The sequence below is a fragment of the candidate division WOR-3 bacterium genome, assembly GCA_039801245.1.
Taxonomy (GTDB): domain Bacteria; phylum Hydrothermota; class Tepidihabitantia; order Tepidihabitantales; family Tepidihabitantaceae; genus JAOABP01.
In genome coordinates, this window is record JBDRUF010000020.1 from 10662 (window position 1) to 30297 (window position 19636).

At 51.8% G+C, this 19636-nt stretch carries 15 protein-coding genes; 13 read left to right on the plus strand and 2 right to left on the minus strand.

The annotated features are described in order from the left end of the window. Nucleotides 1–296: 296 nt before the first annotated feature. From ABIK47_04115 to ABIK47_04130, 4 genes are read left to right on the plus strand one after another with little or no spacing between them, the layout of a single operon-like run. Entirely contained in the window at nucleotides 297–545 is a 249-nt protein-coding gene (locus ABIK47_04115) for a DUF2007 domain-containing protein (GenBank protein ID MEO0019811.1), read from the plus strand. Continuing rightward, nucleotides 514–765, plus strand: coding sequence for a DUF2905 domain-containing protein (locus tag ABIK47_04120; protein ID MEO0019812.1), 252 nt, complete (start codon nucleotides 514–516; stop codon nucleotides 763–765). Before ABIK47_04115 ends, ABIK47_04120 begins: the two co-directional genes overlap by 32 nt. Then, nucleotides 766–3426, plus strand: coding sequence for a pyruvate, phosphate dikinase (gene ppdK, locus ABIK47_04125; GenBank protein ID MEO0019813.1), 2661 nt, complete (start codon nucleotides 766–768; stop codon nucleotides 3424–3426). Further along, on the plus strand, nucleotides 3427–5079 hold the full coding sequence (locus ABIK47_04130; GenBank protein ID MEO0019814.1) for a phosphoenolpyruvate carboxykinase (ATP): 1653 nt from the start codon (nucleotides 3427–3429) through the stop codon (nucleotides 5077–5079). 38 nt (nucleotides 5080–5117) lie between these two features. Here ABIK47_04130 and ABIK47_04135 read toward each other — a convergent pair whose 3' ends face one another. Together ABIK47_04135 and ABIK47_04140 are read right to left on the minus strand one after the other, a co-directional pair. Beyond that, nucleotides 5118–5441 carry a hypothetical protein gene (locus ABIK47_04135; GenBank protein ID MEO0019815.1) on the minus strand — a complete coding sequence of 108 codons (324 nt, stop codon included), beginning with the start codon at nucleotides 5439–5441 and terminating at the stop codon, nucleotides 5118–5120. 3 nt (nucleotides 5442–5444) lie between these two features. Further along, nucleotides 5445–5783 (minus strand): hypothetical protein, encoded by a 339-nt coding sequence (locus ABIK47_04140; GenBank protein MEO0019816.1) that lies wholly within the window; start codon nucleotides 5781–5783, stop codon nucleotides 5445–5447. Nucleotides 5784–6032: 249 nt separating this feature from the next. Here ABIK47_04140 and ABIK47_04145 point away from each other — a divergent pair, with 249 nt between their 5' ends. The 9 genes from ABIK47_04145 to ABIK47_04185 are packed head-to-tail and all read left to right on the plus strand — an operon-like array spanning nucleotide 6033 to nucleotide 19440. Then, complete coding sequence (locus tag ABIK47_04145) at nucleotides 6033–6425, plus strand: 4Fe-4S dicluster domain-containing protein (GenBank protein ID MEO0019817.1); 393 nt, start codon at nucleotides 6033–6035, stop codon at nucleotides 6423–6425. Continuing rightward, entirely contained in the window at nucleotides 6422–7285 is an 864-nt protein-coding gene (locus ABIK47_04150) for a CoB--CoM heterodisulfide reductase iron-sulfur subunit B family protein (protein MEO0019818.1), read from the plus strand. The genes ABIK47_04145 and ABIK47_04150 overlap by 4 nt, the downstream gene beginning before the upstream one ends. A gap of 2 nt (nucleotides 7286–7287) precedes the next feature. Further along, entirely contained in the window at nucleotides 7288–9228 is a 1941-nt protein-coding gene (locus ABIK47_04155) for a CoB--CoM heterodisulfide reductase iron-sulfur subunit A family protein (protein ID MEO0019819.1), read from the plus strand. A 3-nt stretch (nucleotides 9229–9231) separates the two neighbouring features. After that, entirely contained in the window at nucleotides 9232–13686 is a 4455-nt protein-coding gene (locus ABIK47_04160) for an FAD-dependent oxidoreductase (GenBank protein MEO0019820.1), read from the plus strand. Nucleotides 13687–13721: 35 nt separating this feature from the next. Beyond that, nucleotides 13722–14141: a hydrogenase iron-sulfur subunit gene (locus ABIK47_04165; protein ID MEO0019821.1), complete on the plus strand. Its 420-nt coding sequence runs from the start codon at nucleotides 13722–13724 to the stop codon at nucleotides 14139–14141. A gap of 10 nt (nucleotides 14142–14151) precedes the next feature. Then, nucleotides 14152–15267, plus strand: a complete 1116-nt coding sequence (locus ABIK47_04170) for a 4Fe-4S dicluster domain-containing protein (GenBank protein ID MEO0019822.1) — start codon at nucleotides 14152–14154, stop codon at nucleotides 15265–15267. Nucleotides 15268–15270: 3 nt separating this feature from the next. Continuing rightward, nucleotides 15271–15933 (plus strand): 4Fe-4S dicluster domain-containing protein, encoded by a 663-nt coding sequence (locus ABIK47_04175; protein MEO0019823.1) that lies wholly within the window; start codon nucleotides 15271–15273, stop codon nucleotides 15931–15933. 9 nt (nucleotides 15934–15942) lie between these two features. Beyond that, complete coding sequence (locus ABIK47_04180) at nucleotides 15943–18960, plus strand: FAD-dependent oxidoreductase (GenBank protein MEO0019824.1); 3018 nt, start codon at nucleotides 15943–15945, stop codon at nucleotides 18958–18960. 57 nt (nucleotides 18961–19017) lie between these two features. Continuing rightward, nucleotides 19018–19440, plus strand: a complete 423-nt coding sequence (locus ABIK47_04185; GenBank protein MEO0019825.1) for an archease — start codon at nucleotides 19018–19020, stop codon at nucleotides 19438–19440. Nucleotides 19441–19636 lie beyond the last annotated feature (196 nt).

A 19636-nucleotide genomic window follows, 5' to 3' on the forward strand; every position in this document is an offset into this window, starting at 1 on the left:
TCTCCCGCAATTTTTTAAACAGCAATCTTACCAATATCACCCTTAACATCAAGACCGCCTTTTGATGCCGATTTTACTTCAGTTTATCCGTGAAACCTGATGGGAACCACAGGGGTAATCCCCGGGGTGGGGTTTGAAATTTCCTAATCTTTCGCTAAGTCTTTGAAATTTAAAGAAATAAAAAATATTTCCCCGTTTTCATTTGTATACTTATAGGTATACAGCAACATTGATGGATTGTGGCGATAAATTTATTGATTTTAAGAGTTTTTTGGGTATAATCTTTTTTCTGGGAAATGGCGCTGAAACCGGTATATAAGGCAGAGAATGAGTTGATGGCAAATACCATCAGGGATTTGCTGGAACAGAGCGGCATCCCCGCGCTGATTCACTCATTTCAGATTCCTGCCTATGATGGGGTGGCGCAGATGATGCGCCCGGCCTGGGGTGAGGTTCTGGTTCAGGAGGATGATTTTGAGCGGGCACAGGAGGTTATTCAGGGCTTTCTTGCCGGTGAAACTGAAAAAGGGGAGGGTGATGTTTAATCTCCAGCCGATTGCCCGGCTTTTGATAATAACCGGTGTTTTGCTTATTTTTGCCGGGCTTTTTCTGCTCCTTTTCAGCCGGTTTGGTTTTCTGCGCCTGCCCGGAGATATCCTGATTCAGCGCCGGAATCTGACCATTTACATTCCGGTGGTTTCGGCGATTGTTCTGTCACTAATTTTGACTTTGATTCTGAATCTGATTTTCTGGCGCTGGCGTTAAATGAAAAAAAGAGAAGTAGGATTTATGCAAAAGATGATCTATCGTTTCAGTAAGAAGAGGACCGATGGTTCGGCAAGGATGAAGGCAGTCCTGGGTGGCAAGGGTGCCAACCTTGCGGAGATGGCAAGGCTTGGTCTGCCGGTTCCACCTGGGTTTACCATTGGCACCGGTGTGTGTGTCTATTATATGAGGCACGGTCGGGTTCCGCCGGGGTTAAAAACCGCGGTGGCAAAGGGTATGGGGTTCATTGAAAAAGAGACGGGCAAAAGGTTTGGTGATGAGGAAAATCCGCTCTTGGTTTCGGTTCGTTCGGGTGCACGGGCATCAATGCCCGGGATGATGGATACGGTTCTTAATTTGGGCTTGAATGACAGCACTGTTGAGGGGCTGGCAAGACGAAGCGGTAACAGAAGGTTTGCCCTTGATGCCTATCGCCGGCTTATTCAGATGTTTGGCGATGTTGTGCTCAAGACCGGCAGGGAAGGGTTTGAGCAGGTTTTAGTTAGTGAGCAAAAGCGGCTTGGTGTCAATAGTGATACGGAACTTGATGAGGAGGCGCTCGCAAGGGTGGTGGCGGCTTTTAAGGGGATTGTGCGCGACCGCACCGGCAGGGACTTTCCCCAGGAGCCAAACGAGCAGCTTTGGCTGGCGATTGAGGCGGTTTTAAAGTCCTGGAACAACCCGCGGGCAAAGGAGTACCGCCGGATCTACTCAATCCCTGACACCTGGGGGACGGCGGTGAACATCCAGGCGATGGTCTTTGGCAACCTTGGTGACGACTCGGCAAGTGGGGTGCTTTTCACCCGTGACCCGGCAACCGGTGAAAATGAACTTTACTGCGAATACCTGACCAATGCCCAGGGCGAGGACATTGTTGCCGGCATCCGCACACCGATGCCGGTGGAGCAGTTGAAAACGGAGATGCCGCAGGTTTATGAGCAACTGAAGAGGATTGCCCGGCGCCTTGAACGCCATTATCAGGATATGATGGATGTGGAATGGACAGTTGAGAAAGGAAAACTTTATATCCTGCAGTGCCGGAGCGGCAAGCGCTCACCAAAGGCGGCGGTGAAGATTGCCTGTGATATGGCAAGGGAAAGGCTCATCAGCCGCAAGGAGGCGGTAAAGCGAATTGACCCAGAGATTGTTGGTGCGCTTCTGCACAAGACCATTGTCCCGGGCACAAAATATCAGGTCTTGGCAAAGGGGATTGCGGCGTCACCAGGTGCTGCCGACGGTGAGATTGTCCTTGATGCCCAGAAGGCGGTGGAGCTGGCTCAAGCCGGGCGCAAGGTGATTTTGGTCCGGCACCAGACATCCGCTGATGATGTTGCCGGAATGGCAAAGGCAGAGGGGATTCTTACCGGTGCTGGTGGCACAACATCCCATGCTGCGGTTGTTGCCCGCGGGATGGGCAAGCCTGCGGTTGTTGGCTGCGAAAGTTTGCAGATTGACTATGAGAGGGAAATGGTAAAGATTGGTGAACTGGAGTTGGCTGCCGGCGCGGTTATCACCATCAATGGCACAACCGGCGAGGTGATTGCGGGCGAGGTGCCGATGGAGGAGCCGAAACTGACCGATGAGTTTGAGACCGTTTTGCGCTGGGCTGACAGTTTTCGGCGTCTGGGGGTGCGGACCAATGCCGACACACCTCAGGATGCGCGCAAGGCAAGGGATTTTGGTGCTGAGGGCATCGGCTTGTGCCGGACCGAGCATATGTTCTTTGGTGAGGACCGAATCGGGGTGATGCAGGAGATGATTCTTGCCGAGGATGAAGAGGGGAGGAAGGAGGCGCTGAAAAAACTTTTGCCGATGCAAAGGCAGGATTTTGTGGAAATCTTTAGGGTGATGGACGGGCTACCGGTAACCATTAGGACCCTTGACCCGCCTTTGCACGAATTCCTGCCCAAGGATGAGGAGAAAATTGCGGAACTGGCTGTGGCTCTCGGAATTACAGTGGAAAGGGTAAAAGAGGCAATCAGGCGCCTGCAGGAGGAAAACCCCATGCTCGGTTTTAGAGGCTGTCGCCTGGGAATCCTCTATCCGGAGATTACCGAGATGCAGGCAAGGGCGATCTTTGAGGCGGCATGCCAGGTGAAAAGGGAGGGTATCAGGGTAATCCCGGAGATAATGATTCCCCTGGTGAGCGATGTTCAGGAACTCTTATTGCAGCGGCAGTTGATTCTTGACACGGCAGCAAAGGTTTTTGCCGAGACCGGGGTCAAGGTAGACTACTCGGTGGGGACGATGATTGAGGTGCCCCGTGCCGCCCTGTTGGCAGATGAGATTGCGCGGGTTGCCGACTTTTTCTCCTATGGCACCAATGACCTGACCCAGCTGACCCTTGCCTATTCCAGGGATGATTACGGCAAATTCTTTGCCGGGTATCAGGCTCTGGGCATTGTCAAGGAAAACCCGTTTGACACCCTTGATACCAAGGGCGTGGGGATGCTAATGAAGATCGGTCTGAAGAATGGGCGCAGAACCAACCCGAGACTGAAGGTAGGAATTTGCGGCGAGCACGGTGGCGACCCGGCAACGATTGTCTTCTGCCATGAGATTGGTCTTGACTATGTGTCCTGCTCGCCTTATCGGGTGCCGGTTGCCCGTTTAGTTGCCGCTCAGGCAGCGATTGGTAAACAGGAAAGAAGGGATGTCTAAATGGACGATTTCAAAAGCCAGTTGGAGAAACTGCTCCAAGGTCATCCGGATGTTTTAAAAAATCCTGCGCGCAGGGAGTTGATTTTTGAAGCGGTTAACCGCCGCGAGGCGCTGGTCGCAAAATGCGGCTGCCTTGCCACCTGGACACCAATTGACTCAACCGGTCGAAGCCCGCAGGATACGGTGATTGTATTGCGACCGGAGTCCGAGGGCAACATTGACTGGAGTTCTCCCAATAACCTGCCGATCACACCCGAGACCTTCGCGATGGTGTGTGAGGATGTCCTGAAAACGCTGAATGCCAAAAACAGGCTTTATTATCTTGAGCGGGTTTTGGGCGCTGATGTTCGCTACGCCCTGCCCTTGCAGTTTATCTCTGACCGTGCCCTGCACAGCCTTTTTGTTGACAATATGTTCTGCCCGGTTCCAGAAGACCTCAACCGCTCCATCTTTGCGCGCAAACCTTTCACCCTTATCGCCCTGCCTTATGACCGGCTCAACCCTGAGCGTTATTGCGGCAGGCTCCGGAAACTGCCCGGCACAGAAAAGACCAGCACGATGTTAATTGCGATGGACTTTGACAACCGCATCGGCATCGTTTTTGGCTCTGCCTATTGCGGCAGTATCAAGAAAATGATGTTCACCGTGATGAACTACCTCTTGCCGGAGCAGGGGATTTTACCCTTGCACTGCTCGGCAAACGAGGGGCCTCAGGGCGATATCGCCCTCTTCCTCGGTCTCTCCGGCACCGGCAAGACCACCCTTTCTGCTGACCCGCGGCGCAAACTGTTAGGCGATGATGAACACGGCTGGTCTGATGACGGCATTGCCAACTTTGAAAACGGCTGCTATGCCAAACTCATCAACCTTGACCCGCAAAAGGAGCCTGAGATTTACAACGCCTGCTTCCATGAGGCAGACTACCTTGAGCACGGCGCGATTATTGAGAATGCAATGGTCTATCCTGACGGCACATTTGACCTGAAGGACTCCCGTCTCACCGAAAACTCCCGTGGCTCCTATCCGCTTTCATTCCTTGCCAACATCAAAACCCCGGCAATTGGCTCCCATCCGCGGACAATCATCTTTCTCACCGCTGATGCCAATGGTGTCCTGCCACCGGTGGCGCGCCTGACAAAGGAACAGGCGATGCTCTGGTTCCTCTTGGGCTACACCTCCAAACTTGCTGGCACCGAGACGGGTATCCTTGAACCTAAGAGCACATTTTCCCGCTTCTTCGGGCAGCCATTTATGCCCCGCAACCCTGATGTCTATGCCCGGCTATTGGGTGAAAAACTTGACCGGCATGGCACCAAAGTCTATCTTGTCAATACTGGCTGGACCGGTGGACCTTATGGTAAGGGCAAGAGGATTGATATCACCCTGACGCGGGAGATTGTTCAGGCAGCCCTTGACGGTTCTCTTGAAAGGGTAGAGTATGAGACCGAGCCATTTTTTCATCTCCGGATCCCCCGCGCCTGCCCGGGTGTGCCAGACCCGCACCTACTTAATCCCCAAAACACCTGGCAGGATAAGAAACTTTATGAGGAACGGGCGCGAAAACTGGCTTCAGAATTTAAGTCACACTTCCAGCGTGCCTATGGGGATAAGGGGATTGACCCGGCAATTGCCCGGGAATGCCCTTCCCAATGATTTCTGGCTATTTGTCGGTAAACTGACCCTCGGCTCCGTCATTCCGAGCTTGCCGAGGAATCCCTTTCCCTCCGCTCGGGGCAGGCTTTGGATTTGATTCTGTTGATAATCAGTGCCAGCGCCCAGATGAAGAGCACCGGCAGAAGCATAACTAAACCGAGCAGCGTTCCGCTACGCACCATCCCATCGGTTGTTCTTTCAAGAAACTCACCGCCCTGATAACCGATAATGTGGTCAACAAGAATCATCACCGTTGCACCCCAGAGCATCAGGGTGAGAAAACCGAGTTGGTATTTGCCTTTAAACAACCGCCAGCAAATGGTAGCAAGGACAGCGGTAGCAGCTGTTGTTAAAAGCCACATTTCCTAACCACCTCCAGATTTGACCGTAACCGTCCTTTTTGTTGTTAGCCTTTTTGCTGTTGCCACCATTGCCAGCCACACCCCGAAAATCGCCAGAGTCATTGCGCCACCAACTGTTATCATCTCCTTTACCATCACCCCGATTTCTGCCGGATTCTTCATTGCGGTCAGAAAGGGGGGATAAGGCACAACCTCGCCATGGGCGATGTGCTCAACCGCCAGCATCGCCACCCCACCCCAGAGCATTGAGTTCAGCCACTCGGGATGATAATCGGCAGGAAATTTCCTTTTTAATGCGGTTGTCACCAGACCTGCCGCGCCCGGTACTAAAAAACATGCCATTTTTTACTCCTTTCTGAAGGAGAAATATTACCACCCGCAACCTAAGGGTCAAGAAAAGACTGCAGGGTCTCTGCCTTTTGAAAAAAGCAATGTTGCCGCGCAGGTAAAAATAAAAACCCACGTGCAAGCTACCCCCTTTTTGGGCTTAGAGCGCACCTGCGTTATGCAGAATGCAGATGAAGATGAATTGTAGAAAAGCAATGCGATTTCTTGACTTTGGCTAGTAGTAATTTATCATTTTTTCTTGTCATGAATTCAACCCAGAATTCCGACCTTGTGCGTCGTATCGAGGAGTTAAGCGGTCAACGGGTCCAGGATTGTTATCAGTGTGGATGCTGCACCGCTGGCTGTCCCATCGGCGAGATGATGGACCCGCCACCAAACAAGGCGATTAGGCTCCTGCAACTTGGTTATGCGGAAAGCCTTTTGGCAAGTGAAGGCATCTGGCTTTGCGCCAGTTGTCTTGTCTGCGGAACCAGATGCCCAAGGAATGTTGATTATGCGAAGATTGCCGAGGCATGCCGGGCGCTGGTCTTGCGTGCAAAGAAGAGTCAGGTTGACCCGGATAAAGTAACAGGGCCTGATTTGCAGGATGTGCCCCAGCAGGCGTTCATCGCCAGTTTTAGGAAGTTTTCGGTATGAGATTTCCCTATTATCCTGGATGCACACTTTATTCAAAGGCAAAAAACCTTGACCGGTGTGCGCGACTAGCAGCGGAAAAATTAGGAATGGAACTTGAGGAGATGCCTTCATGGAACTGCTGCGGGGCAATCTATAACACCAATAGTGATGACCTTGCCGCCCAGGTTGGACCGGTGCGCAACCTTGCCAAGGCGAGTCAACAGGGAGAAAAACTGGTTACCCTTTGTGCTGCCTGCTACAATGTTTTAAAACGGGCAGGTGAGCGGTTGAATGCCACCGGTTTTGAACAGGACCGAAAGCGGATTTTGGAGTTTGTTGATGAACCTTTTGAGCGGGATGTGGAGGTGGTTCATTACCTTGAGGTGCTGAAGGAAATCGGGTTTGAGAAAATCAAGGAGCGGGTAATAAAACCCTTGCAGGGTCTGAAGGTGGCTTCGTATTATGGCTGTCTGATGGTGAGACCAAAGGATGTTTTAAAGTTTGACGACCCGGAAAACCCGATAGTGATGGATGAGTTAATGGCGGCGTTGGGTGCTCTTCCGGTGCGGTTTGATTTCAAGGCGGAGTGCTGCGGCGGTTATTTAGTGGTGAACCGAAGGGAAGTGGCAAATGCGTGCTCTTTGCGGGTCGTTGAAAATGCGCGCACCTGGGGTGCGGAGGCGATTGTCACCACCTGTCCCTTATGTCAGTACAATCTTGAGAGTGCGCAGTTAGTAAAGTTGCCTGCTGGTAAGAGGCTGCCGGTTTTGTATTTCACGCAAATTTTGGGTGTGGCGCTGGGGCTTGGAGAAGATGACCTGGGGTTTCAGGACAATAAACTTGACCCGAAGCCGTTTCTTAAAGAAAAGGGGCTTTTGTGAGTATGCGCAAGCGCATCGGCGTTTTTGTATGCCATTGCGGGATAAATATCGCTGGCGTGGTCAAAGTACCAGAACTGGTGGGGGAAATTAAAAAGATACCCGGGGTGATATCGGCAATGGACTATGTTTACTGCTGTTCTGACCCGGGGCAGAACTTGATAAAGAGAACAATCAAATCGGAGGGACTGGAGGGGATAGTTGTTGCCTGCTGTTCCCCAAGTTTGCATGAGGCGACATTCCGCAAGGCAGCAAGTGAGGCAGGCTTGAATCCCTATTTATGCGAGATTGCCAATATCAGAGAGCAGTGTTCCTGGGTGACAAATGATAGAGACGCGGCAACTGAGAAGGCTTTGGGGATTGTTAAGACGGTTATCGCTAAGGTTCGTGAGGATTTACCGCTTGAGCCTCTCAGGGTGCCCATTGTGAAAAGGGCGCTGATAATCGGTGCGGGAATTGCCGGTATTCAGGCTGCGCTTGATATCGCGAATGCGGGTTATGAGGTTGTTCTTGTAGAGAAGGAGCCGTCGATCGGGGGGCATATGGCGCAGTTGTCTGAGACATTTCCTACGCTTGACTGCTCGCAGTGTATCTTGACACCCAAAACTGTTGAGGCTGGTCATCATCCGAAGATAAAACTTTTGACCTATGCTGAGGTGGTGGATGTCTCTGGTTTTGTTGGCAACTTTCGGGTGAAAATCAGGCAGAAGCCGAGGTATGTGGATATTGATGCCTGCACCGGTTGCGGCATCTGTCTGGAGAAGTGTCCGGTGCGGGTGGATTCTGTTTTTGACCGCAACCTGACAAAACGGCGGGCAATCTATCGGCTTTTCCCTCAGGCGGTTCCCAACAAAGTGGTAATAGATGCCGAGCATTGCCGGCAGTTGCAGGGTAAGAAATGCGGGGTTTGCGCCAAGGTTTGTCCGGCACAGGCGATTCGCTATGATGATACCGAGCGGTTTTGTGAGGAGGAGGTGGGAGCGATTGTGCTGGCGACCGGTTATGAACTTTTTGATATCTCAAAGGTGGGAGCCTACGGGTTTGGTGCGGTGCCAGATGTAATTGATGGGCTGGCGTTTGAGCGCATCCTTTCCGCTTCCGGTCCTTTTGCGGGGGAGGTGCGCAGACCTTCCGATGGCAAGGTACCGAAAAGGGTTGTCTTTGTCCAGTGCGCAGGTTCAAGGGACTCCAATCAGGGTGTGCCTTACTGCTCAAAGATTTGCTGTATGTATACCGCCAAGCATGCGCTTTTGTATAAACACCGTGTGCATGATGGTGAGGCGATAATCTGCTATATTGATGTGCGTACACCGGGTAAGGGTTTCGAGGAGTTCTATCGTCGGGCAAGCGATGAAGGGGTTCAATATCTCCGGGGAAAGGTTTCAAAGATTTTCCGCCGGGGAGATAAGGTGGTTGTTTGGGCGGCGGATACCCTGGCAGGCAAAAAGATGGAGATTGAGGCGGATATGGTGGTTTTAGCCTCTGCGATTGTCCCGAACCCCGAAGGGGTGGAGGTTGCTCGGAAGTTGAAGATTGCTGTTGACGCCAATGGGTTCCAGTCTGAGTCGCACCCGAAGTTGCGACCGGTTGAGACATTGACCGCGGGGTTTTTCCTTGCCGGCTGCGGTCAGGGACCAAAAGACATTCCAGAAACGGTGGCACAGGCTTCAGGTGCAGCCGCAAAGGTGTTGGCGATGTTTGGCACAACCGAACTTTATCACGAGCCGGTTATTGCGGAGGTGGATGAGGAAATCTGCGTTGGTTGCGGTAACTGCGAGCGCACCTGCGCCTATGAGGCGGTCAGGGTCGATAAGAAACGGCGTAAGGCGGTTGTTCAGGCGGTGATGTGTGAAGGGTGTGGTGCCTGTTCGGTTTCCTGTCCTGCGGGCGCGATTAATCTGAAAAATTTTGCCAAAAAGGCATTAGTCCAGATGGTGGATGTGTAAGTTATGGCAGTTGGTATAGAGCGTCAGTCCCAGGGCGTGGTTGGTGCGGTCTTGGTTGTTGGTGGTGGTATCGCCGGTATCCAGTCTGCGCTCGAACTGGCTGAATCAGGTTTCAAGGTTTATCTCCTTGATGCTGCGCCGGCAATCGGCGGGGTGATGGCGATGCTTGACAAGACCTTTCCGACGAACGACTGCTCAATGTGCATTCTGAGCCCGAAACTTGTTGGCGCTGGTAGACACCCGAACATCGAGCTTATCAATTGTGCGGAACTGGTAGGACTTGAGGGTCAACCTGGTAATTTTACCGCAAAAATCAGACAGCGCCCGCGCTTTGTTCTTTTAGATAAATGCACCGGTTGCATGGAGTGTGCCAAGGTCTGCCCAGTCAAACTGCCGGACAAGTATAATCAGGGGCTTTCCCAGCGGGGTGCGGTTTATAAACTTTTTGCCCAGGCTATTCCCAATGCTGCGGCAATTGAAAAAAATGAGGGACGGGCACCCTGCCGGCTTGCCTGTCCTGCTGGAGTTAATGCTCAAGGCTATATCGCCTTGACCCGGGCAGGAAGGTTTAAGGAGGCGTATGAGGTTGTGCGCGAGCGATTGCCGTTTGTCGGCATCTGCGGCAGGGTGTGCCACCATCCTTGTGAGGAGAAGTGCAATCGCAAGGAAATCCCGGGCGAGGAGCCGGTGGCAATCAGGACGATTAAACGCTTCCTTGCGGACTATGTGGCAAAACAGGGTGGTATACCGTATAGAAAAAAGGTTGAGGTTGAGGAGAAGGCTAAGGTGGCGGTGGTTGGTGCTGGACCAGCAGGCTTGACCTGTGCCCTGGACTTAAGGTTAAACGGTTATCAGGTTACCATTTTTGAGGCATCTGACAGACCGGGTGGAATGATGCGTTGGGGCATTCCTGCGTATCGACTGCCAAGAGAGGTTCTTGACCAGGAGATTAAGGATATCCTTGGTACCGGGATTGAACTAAAACTCAACAGCCCGATAAATACAACCGCTGAGTTGAAAAAACTGCTCGCTAATGGTTATAAGGCGGTTTTTGTTGCTATTGGTGCGCACAGAAGCCGGACTCTTAATATTCCGGGAATGGATTTGCAGGGTGTTAAACACGGAATAGAGTTTTTGCGCCAGGTGAATGGAGATGATGATGCTCGGCGGTTAGAGAGCGGTATGAAAAAGGTGGTGGTGATTGGCGGTGGCAATGTCGCAATTGACTGTGCGCTGTGTGCGCGGCGCCTGGGTGCCGAGGATGTCACAATGGTTTGCCTGGAGAAAAGGGATGAGATGCCGGCGCACGAGTGGGAGATTGAGGAGGCGCTTCTTGAAGGCATCAAGATTATGCCCTCCTGGGGTCCGGAGGCAATTACCGGCGAGAACGGGCGTGTCACCGGGTTAAAGACCGTTGAGTGCACGAGGGTTTTTGATGAGAATGGCAGGTTCTCGCCGCAGTTCAATTTAGAAAACAAGGGTTTTGTGCCTGCGGATACGATAATCCTGGCGATTGGTCAGGAGGTGGCTGGAGACGGTTTTGAAGGGATTGAACGGGGACCGGGCAGGACATTTAAGGTTGATCCGATTACCCTTAAGGTATCAGGGCTTGATGGGGTTTTTGCTGGTGGAGATGTGGTTTCCGGTCCGGCTTCGGTGATTGAGGCGGTTAGGCAGGGGCATGAGGCGGCGATTTCCATCGACCGGTTTATTAAAGGCGAGGATTTAAGTGCGGGTAGACCTCAACCTATGCCGCAACCTGCAAAATTAGAGGATTCGGCAGGATGGCGAATCGGTATTAAACCGCAACCGCGCTTTAAGGAAAACACATTGCCCGTCCCAGTACGTCAGGGCTGGGAGGAGATAAACCAGGGGTTTGACGAGAAAACCGCTGTTCTTGAGGCGCAACGCTGCCTTGACTGTGGCTTGTGTTCTGAATGCCTCCAGTGTGTGAGCGCGTGCGAGGCAAAGGCGATTGACCATGAAGAGAAGCCAAGGGAACTGGAACTGAAGGTAGGCGCGGTAATTCTTGCCGGTGGGTTTAACGAATACAAGCCCAAGGACGATGTTAACTTGGGTTATGGTAACCATCCCAATATCATCACCAGTTTAGAGTTTGAGCGGATCCTTTCTGCTACCGGACCTTATGAAGGCAAGGTCTTGCGTCCCGGCGACCTTACCCAGCCGAAAAAGATTGCCTGGGTGCAGTGTGTAGGTTCGCGTAATCAGGACCATTATTATTGTTCATCGGTTTGCTGTATGTTTGCGACCAAGGAGGCGGTGATTGCCAAGGAGCACTGCCTTGGTGATTTGGAATGCCACATCTACTATATGGATATGCGCTGTTTTGGCAAGGGTTTTGAGCGGTATTACCAGCGTGCCCAAAATGAGTATGGGGTTGTTTATCGCCGGGCCCGCATCAGCGCCATAAAGCCGGTTTCAGGTTCTGGCGATATTATCATCTCTTACGAAGACGGGGATGGTTCCCTCCACGATGAGGTCTACAACCTTGTGGTTCTTTCCAGTGCCCTGATTCCTAATCCCCAGCTAAAGGCACTGTGTGAGCGGCTTGACGTTCAAGTGGACAGCCAGGGGTTTGTTAAGACCTCTACCGAATATCCGGTTGCCACATCTAGACCCGGTGTGTTTGCCTGCGGCGCTATCACCGAACCCAAGGACATTCCAGAGACGGTTATTGAGGCAACCGGTTGCGCGGCTCTCGCCCTGGGAATCTTGAGCCCGGCGCGCAATACCCTCGTTACCAAAAAAACCTATCCGCCGGAAAGGGACATCTCTTATGAGGAGCCACGCATCGGGGTCTTCGTGTGTAACTGCGGAATTAACATTGGCGGTGTTGTCCGGGTTCCCGAAGTTGTGGAATATGCCCGGCAACTTCCTGGGGTGGTTTATGCTGAAGAGAACCTATTCACCTGCTCTCAGGATACCCAGGAAAAGATTAAGCGGATAATTCAAGAACAAAACCTGAACCGGGTGGTTGTTGCCTCCTGTACCCCGCGAACCCATGAGCCATTATTTCAAGAGACCCTCGCTGAAGCGGGGCTGAACCGTCATCTCTTCACAATGGCTAACATCCGTGACCAGTGCTCTTGGGTCCATATGCACCTTCCCCAGGATGCGACCTTAAAGGCAAAGGAGCTGGTAAAGATGGCGGTCGCGAATGCGCGGCTCTTAAAACCGCTTACCTCGTCTGCCCAGGAGGTTATTCAGAAGGCGCTGGTTATCGGCGGTGGTCTTGCCGGGATGACCGCAGCCCTAACAATTGCCCAACAGGGTTTTGAGGTGTTCTTGATTGAAAAAGAGCCTGAACTCGGGGGCAATTTAAGAAGGTTGCGCTATACCGAGGATAGCATCTCTACTCTTGAAATTCTTACCCGTCTTGAACAACAGTTGCGCACAAACTCAAAAATACGGGTGATAACTGGTGCCCAGATTACCCAAGTTAGTGGTTATGTTGGGCATTATCAAACGAAGATAAAAAGAGGTCAAGAAGAGGAGACGATTGAGCACGGTGTATTTGTGGTTACCGTAGGGGCGAAAGAGTATGTTCCCCACGAATACTTCTATGGCGAAGATGAGCGGGTCAAGACCCAGTTGGAACTGGAGCAGATGATTGACGAAGGGATTGATTTTAACTACAAGACAGTCGCAATGCTGCAGTGCGTTGGCTCGCGCAATGATGAACATCCCTGGTGTTCACGGGTGTGCTGCACCCAAGCGGTTAAAAATGCCATCAGGCTCAAGCAAAAAAACCCCAAGGTTCAGGTTTATATCTTCTACCGTGACATCCGTACCTACGGATTCAAGGAGGGGCTTTACCGCGATGCGCGCAAGGCAGGGGTGTTATTCCTCCATTACGACCCGGAACAATTGCAAGTTGAACGCCGGGATGGTAAAATTTTTATTTCCACCTATGACCCGGTTCTAAAACGGCGGGTTGGGGTTACTCCTGACCTGCTCATCCTTTCCACTGGGGTCGTTCCCAGAGATGACAACCTGCAACTGGCAAAACTGTTAAAGGTGCCTTTGAATGAAGATGGCTTCTTCCTTGAGGCGCATATGAAGTTAAGGCCAGTGGACTTCAATACCGCCGGAATTTTTATGGCTGGAATGTGTCATAGTCCCAGGCTTATTTCTGAGACAATTACCCAGGCTCTGGCAGCGGCGGCTCGCGCGAGCGCGGTAATTAGTCAGGATAAAATAATGACCTCGGCCGTTGTGGCCAAGGTGCACGAGAGGTGGTGCGCAGGGTGCGGTGTTTGTGAAAAGGTATGTCAGTATGAGGCGGCTAAATTGAACCCGGAGACGGGCAAATCTAAGGTTACCGCGGTTTTATGTCAGGGGTGTGGTGCCTGTGCAGCTGCCTGTCCGTCTAATGCTATTGAACTCCAAGGGTTTGAATCAAGACAGCTTTTGGCAATGGTAGAGGAGGGAATATGATTTGGAATTTTCCGATTCTGAATTGGAGGTAAATTATGGATTTTGAGCCGAGAATTGTTGGGTTTCTTTGCAACTGGTGCACGTATGCTGGTGCCGACCTTGCTGGCACATCAAGAATTCAGTATCCGCCGAATATGCGACCGATTCGGGTTATGTGTTCTGGGGCGGTTGATTCAGTTTACATTCTGCGGGCACTCTTAGAGGGTGCGGATGGAGTCTTTATTGGCGGATGCCATCCTGGTGATTGTCATTATGTTTCTGGAAACTACAAGACAAGAAGACGGATGGTATTGTTTAATTCAATTATGCGTTCACTTGGGCTTGATGAAGGCAGGGTGATTTTGCGCTGGATTTCCGCCGCGGAAGGTAAAAAGTTTGCCGATACAGTAACGGAAATGACCGAGCGTTTGCGGGAGATTGGACCAAATCCGTTCAAGAACCTCTGGGAGGTGTGAGTTGGCGCGAATGGGAATATTGCAAGTAAAGAACAAAGCCCCCGAACAGACCTTGCGTGATATTTATGCCCACTGGTTAAAAGCCAAAAGGGTTTCGGCGCTGCTCGTGCCTGCCGTTTCTTCTCTTGGTGTCGCCACGCCGGTTTTGATTTCTGACCCGGATAAAATTAGTCAGGTTAGCCCGTTTCTGCCGGTGATGTCAGTTAATGGTGCTTCTATCGTTGCTGCAATTGCCGCTAAAGGTGTTCCGGATACGAAAGTGGCTGCGGTTTTAAGACCATGTGAACTCCGGGCGGTGGTTGAGTTAATTAAACTCCAGCAGGTGTCACGGGAAAACATAGTCTTAATCGGAATGGACTGCCCGGGCACATATAAACCAGGTCAAGGTATAGGTTCAGGCTCTACCTCTGACTTAACCTCAACCTTTCTGTCGGCACAGGATGGATACTTAAAGGACGAGAGATTGCGGGCAGCGTGTCAAATGTGCGAGTTTCCAACTCCGCTTTTTGCTGACCTGTCAATCGGGTTTTTAGGCATGAATCCCAAGGAGTCGCTCTATGTTGATGCGGCAAATGAAGAGGGTGAATCTCTCCTTGAAGGGGTGGATATGATTCCAATAGAGGCTGTGCCAGATGAACGGCGCAACTATATAAACCGGTTTATCGAGGTGCGTCAGAGGGTAGCCGCAGACAAAATCGCTGAATTTGACAGGATAGGTTTAGGCGCGGAGAACTTGGTAAGGTATTTTGCCAACTGCCTTAACTGCCATAACTGTATGAAGGTCTGCCCGGTCTGTTACTGCCGTGAGTGCTTCTTTGAGTCGGATGTTTGGGAAAGGGACCTTGAAGAGCAGATTCGGATAGTCAGCCGTAAGGGTCTGAACCGTATGCCTGCAGGTACTTTGCTCTTTCATCTCACCAGGATGAATCATATGATGACCTCCTGTGTTCAATGCGGGGTCTGCGAAGACTCCTGTCCGGCAGGAATCGGTTTGAGTGTCCTGTTCAAAAAGGTTTCGCGCAACGCTCAAGCGGAGTTTGGGTATCTCTCTGGCAGGTCGCTTGATGAACCCCTGCCTCTGACAACATTCCGGGAGGATGAGTTCAGACACCTCGGCGAGGAGTAACCTATGAGTGAAGAACTAATCCTTAACCAACTGGACAGCGATTTCAAATACCGGATTGCTGAGCGAATGGGCGATGATAGCTTTCTTGCCTGTTTTGCCTGTGGCTCTTGCACCGCATCCTGCCCGGTGCGGCGACTGGAGGAAAAATACAATCCCAGACGGCTGGTGCGGATGGCAATCTTGGGAATGAAGGAGGAGGTTTACCGTTCGGAGTTTATCTGGCTCTGTTCCTATCATTCCACCTGTTTCCACCGATGCCCGCAGAAGGTCAACATCGGCGAGGTTTGCGATGCGGTGGTGCGGATGCTCCAGACCGGCGAGTTAAAGGCTAAAGGCGAGGGGGTTGATGTTTTCTTCCGGGATAGAGTATTAAAGGCTGTTCCTGGTGTTGCCGCCTGTTTTGTCTGTGGTACCTGCACCGCGGTTTGCCCCGAAAATTTACTTGACCCGGAAAAGGACCCACGGAAGTTCATCCGCAAGGTAAATTTGGGGCTGGCGCAGGCGGCGATTAACGACCAGTTCAAGGATATCTGCGCCACCCATTTCCGGTGCGAGAGTCGGTGCCCTCAGGGGGTGAAAATTAGCCGGGTGATGCAGGTTCTCAAGGAGCTGGCGATGGAGGAGGGCTATTCATATCCTGACTCTTTAAAATTCTTAGAGTGTTAGGTTATGGAGATGGAAAATAGATTGACTACCGTCTTGGTTGTTGGTGGCGGTATTGGCGGGGTGCAGGCAGCGCTGGATCTGGCGGAGAGCGGGCGCAAGGTTTATCTTATAGAGCGGGCGCCGGCAATTGGCGGCTATATGGCGATGCTGGATAAGACCTTCCCCACCAATGACTGCTCAATGTGTATTCTGAGCCCGAAACTGGTGTCCTGCGCCCGGCACCCTAATATCCAACTTTTGACCCTGAGCGAACTTCTCACCGTTGAAGGTGAGCCAGGGAATTTTAGGGTATTGGTCAGGCGTTACGCCCGCTCGGTTGATCTTTCCCGTTGCACCGGTTGCGGCGATTGTTTGGAAAAATGCCCGGTAAAACTGCCCAACGAGTTTGAGGGCGGATTGTCTCAGCGAAGGGCGATTTACCGGCTTTACGCGCAGGCGGTTCCGAACGCACCCGTGATTGACCGGCGGTTCTGCCTGAAGTTTACGAAAGACCGCTGCGGCAATTGCGCCAAGACCTGCAAGGCGGGTGCGATTGATTATACTCAAGAGGATGAGGAGATTACTCTTGCTGTGGGCGCGATTGTCATCGCTCAAGGTAGCGAGATTATCAACCCCGCGGTTCGTCCTGAATACGGCTATAAGAGATTTGCCAATGTTGTGAGTGCGCTTGAGTTTGAGCGCATCCTTTCGGCATCCGGTCCTTTTGGTGGTCATATTGTGCGCCCAGGCGATAAAAAGGAGCCAAAGAAAATTGCCTGGGTACAGTGTTTTGGCTCAAGGGATGAGTCAATTGAGCGCGCCTGGTGCTCATCAGTCTGCTGTATGTATGCGGCAAAGGAGGCGGTGATTGCCAAGGAGCATTCAGGTGCGGTTGAGCCGACGGTCTTTTATATGGATATGCGTGCCTATGGCAAGGAGTTTGACCGCTATATTGAAAGGGCGGAAAGACAGTATGGTGTCAGGTTTGTGCGGGCCAGGGTGGCAGAGATTCTTGAAGAGCCAGAGACAAAGGATTTGATTGTCCGCTACGCAACTGAAACGGGGCAAAGGCGCGAGCGGTTTGATATGGTGGTTCTCTCCTGTGGATTTGTCCAACCAGGAAAACTTGAGAATTTTGGGGTGAAACGGAATCAGTTCGGTTTTCCTGAAGTGGATATCTTCGAGCCGGTGGGTTCGGAAAGAAAGGGTTTGTATCTTACCGGCACCTGCCTTATGCCCAGCGCAATTCCAGAAACGGTGGTGATGGCATCAGCAGCCGCGGTCAAGGCGCTTGCCCTGACTGGAGTTGACATGTCTCCCACCCAGGAACCACAAACCAAAAACCAGAAACCAGTTTTTGGTGAGGCACCGCGCATCGGGGTGTTTGTCTGCCATTGCGGGATTAATATCGGTGGTGTTGTCCGGGTGCCTGAGGTGGTGGAGTTTGCCCGTTCCTTGCCCGGGGTTGTTTATGCTGAGGAGAACCTTTACTCCTGCTCAGCCGACTCCTTGGAGAAAATCAAGATGCGTATTTTGGAGCACAATTTGAACCGGGTGGTTGTTGCCTCCTGTTCACCCCGAACCCATGAGCCGCTTTTCCAGGCAACCCTTCTTGAGGCGGGTTTGAATCCGCACCTTTTTGCGATGACCAATATTCGTGACCAGTGCTCCTGGGTCCATCCTGACAGGGAAAAGGCAACGCTCAAGGCAAAGGATTTGGTCAAAATGGCGGTTGCCCGGGTCAGGCGCCAGGAGCCTTTGCCCAAGGTGCAGTTGCCGGTAACAAAGGCGGGTCTTGTCATCGGTGGTGGGATCTCCGGAATGGCTGCAGCCTTGGCTCTCTCAGATGCCGGTTTTGAGGTCTATCTTGTTGAGCGGGAGTCCTCTCTGGGCGGACAGGCGCGGACAATCTACAAGACGATAGAAGGAGAGGATGTGCAAGCCCGGCTTAAGGAGATGATTGAGCGGGTCAATGCTCATCCGCGGATAAGGGTTTTCACCGATGCAAAAATAAAAGGTATTGATGGCTTTGTGGGTTATTATGAAACAACCGTTGCGGTCAACGGCAAAGAGGAGAGGTTAAAGCACGGGGTGGTGATTGTTGCCACCGGCGCGGTTTATCGCACACCCGAAGAGTATCTTTATGGCAAGGATGAGCGGGTAAAAACCCAGAAGGAACTTGAGGAAATCGTTGCCCGCAATCCCCAGGTTCTGCAAGGGCTGAATACCGTGGTGATGATTCAGTGTGTTGGTTCGCGCGAAGGAGAGCGGAACTATTGCTCGCGCATCTGCTGCACCGAGGCGATTAAGAATGCGATTGCGATCAAGGAGTTAAATCCCGATGCCCAGGTCTTTGTCCTATACCGCGACATCCGCACCTATGGGTTCAGAGAGCAGTTTTATCGCCGCGCCCGGGAACTGGGTGTTATCTTTATCCGCTATGAGGCTTCTAAAAAGCCCGAGGTGGAATTGGCTGACGGCGATTTGACTGTTAATGTTTATGAGCCGGTGCTTGATATTTCCTTAAAACTCAAGCCGGATATCCTGGTGCTTTCATCGGGGGTGGTGCCGCAGTCCGATTCTTCAGAACTGGCAAAGATGCTGAAGGTGCCTTTGCAGCAGGATGGGTTTTTCCTTGAGGCGCATGCGAAACTGCGTCCGGTTGACTTTGCCACTGATGGTGTTTTCCTTGCCGGGTTATGCCATTATCCGAAGTTCATTGACGAGTCGGTGGCATCAGCGCAGGCAGCAGCCGGCAGGGCGGCAACGGTCCTTTCCCGCGAATTTATTGAGGCTGAACCATATCAGGCAACGGTTAACATTGAGCGCTGCTCTGCCTGCGGGATGTGCGCCAGTTTGTGCGCATACCGGGCGATTGAGGTGAAATTGATTGATGAGAAGAGCGGCAGGCGGGCAGCGAGCGTGAACCCGGCCTTGTGCAAGGGCTGTGGTGCCTGTGCGGCGAATTGCCGTTCTGAGGCGATTGACATCAAGGGTTTTGCCGCCGAGAACATCTGCCGGGAGATTGCCGCCCTGTTCAGTTTTTAGTTTTCGGTTATTGGTTTTTGGTTTGAACAGTAAACTAAAGCCTATAAACTAAAAACTATGAACTACAAACTCCTTGACCATACCGCGGACCTGAAGGTTGAGATTTTTGGCAGGGATTTGCCCGAACTTTTTGCCAGCGCCGCATTTATGCTCTTTGATGTGATGGTGGATTTGGAGAGGGTAAAGGAGGTGCAGAGTGAGGAGGTAAAGATTGCCTCTGATGATTTGTCTGAACTTTTCCTTGACTGGTTGCGCGAACTTTTGTTTCTCTTCTCAACCCGGGGGCTGGTAATAAAAAGGGTAAGGATAAAAAGGCTTGATGAGTTGGCCTTGGCGCTTGAGGCAACTGTTTATGGCGAGCCTTATGAGCCCAACCGTCACGGGTTAAAGATTGAAATCAAAACCCCCACCTATCACCAGTTTGCAATCAGGAAAAAAGAAGACGGCGGATGGCAGGCAACGGTCATCTTTGATGTTTAACTAACCTCCACCTCTACCTTAACCTTCACCTATCCCATCCGGGGTGGTGGGGAGGACCTGCCCTGAAAACCATAAATTAAAAACTAAAAACTCACTAACCTTTTGCCAGTATGTGATTTAGCAAAACGGAGCGCCAAAGTCTAAGAACCTGCCCGTTAATTTTCCCAAGATTCTGGCTCTTAATGAGGGGGAGCAG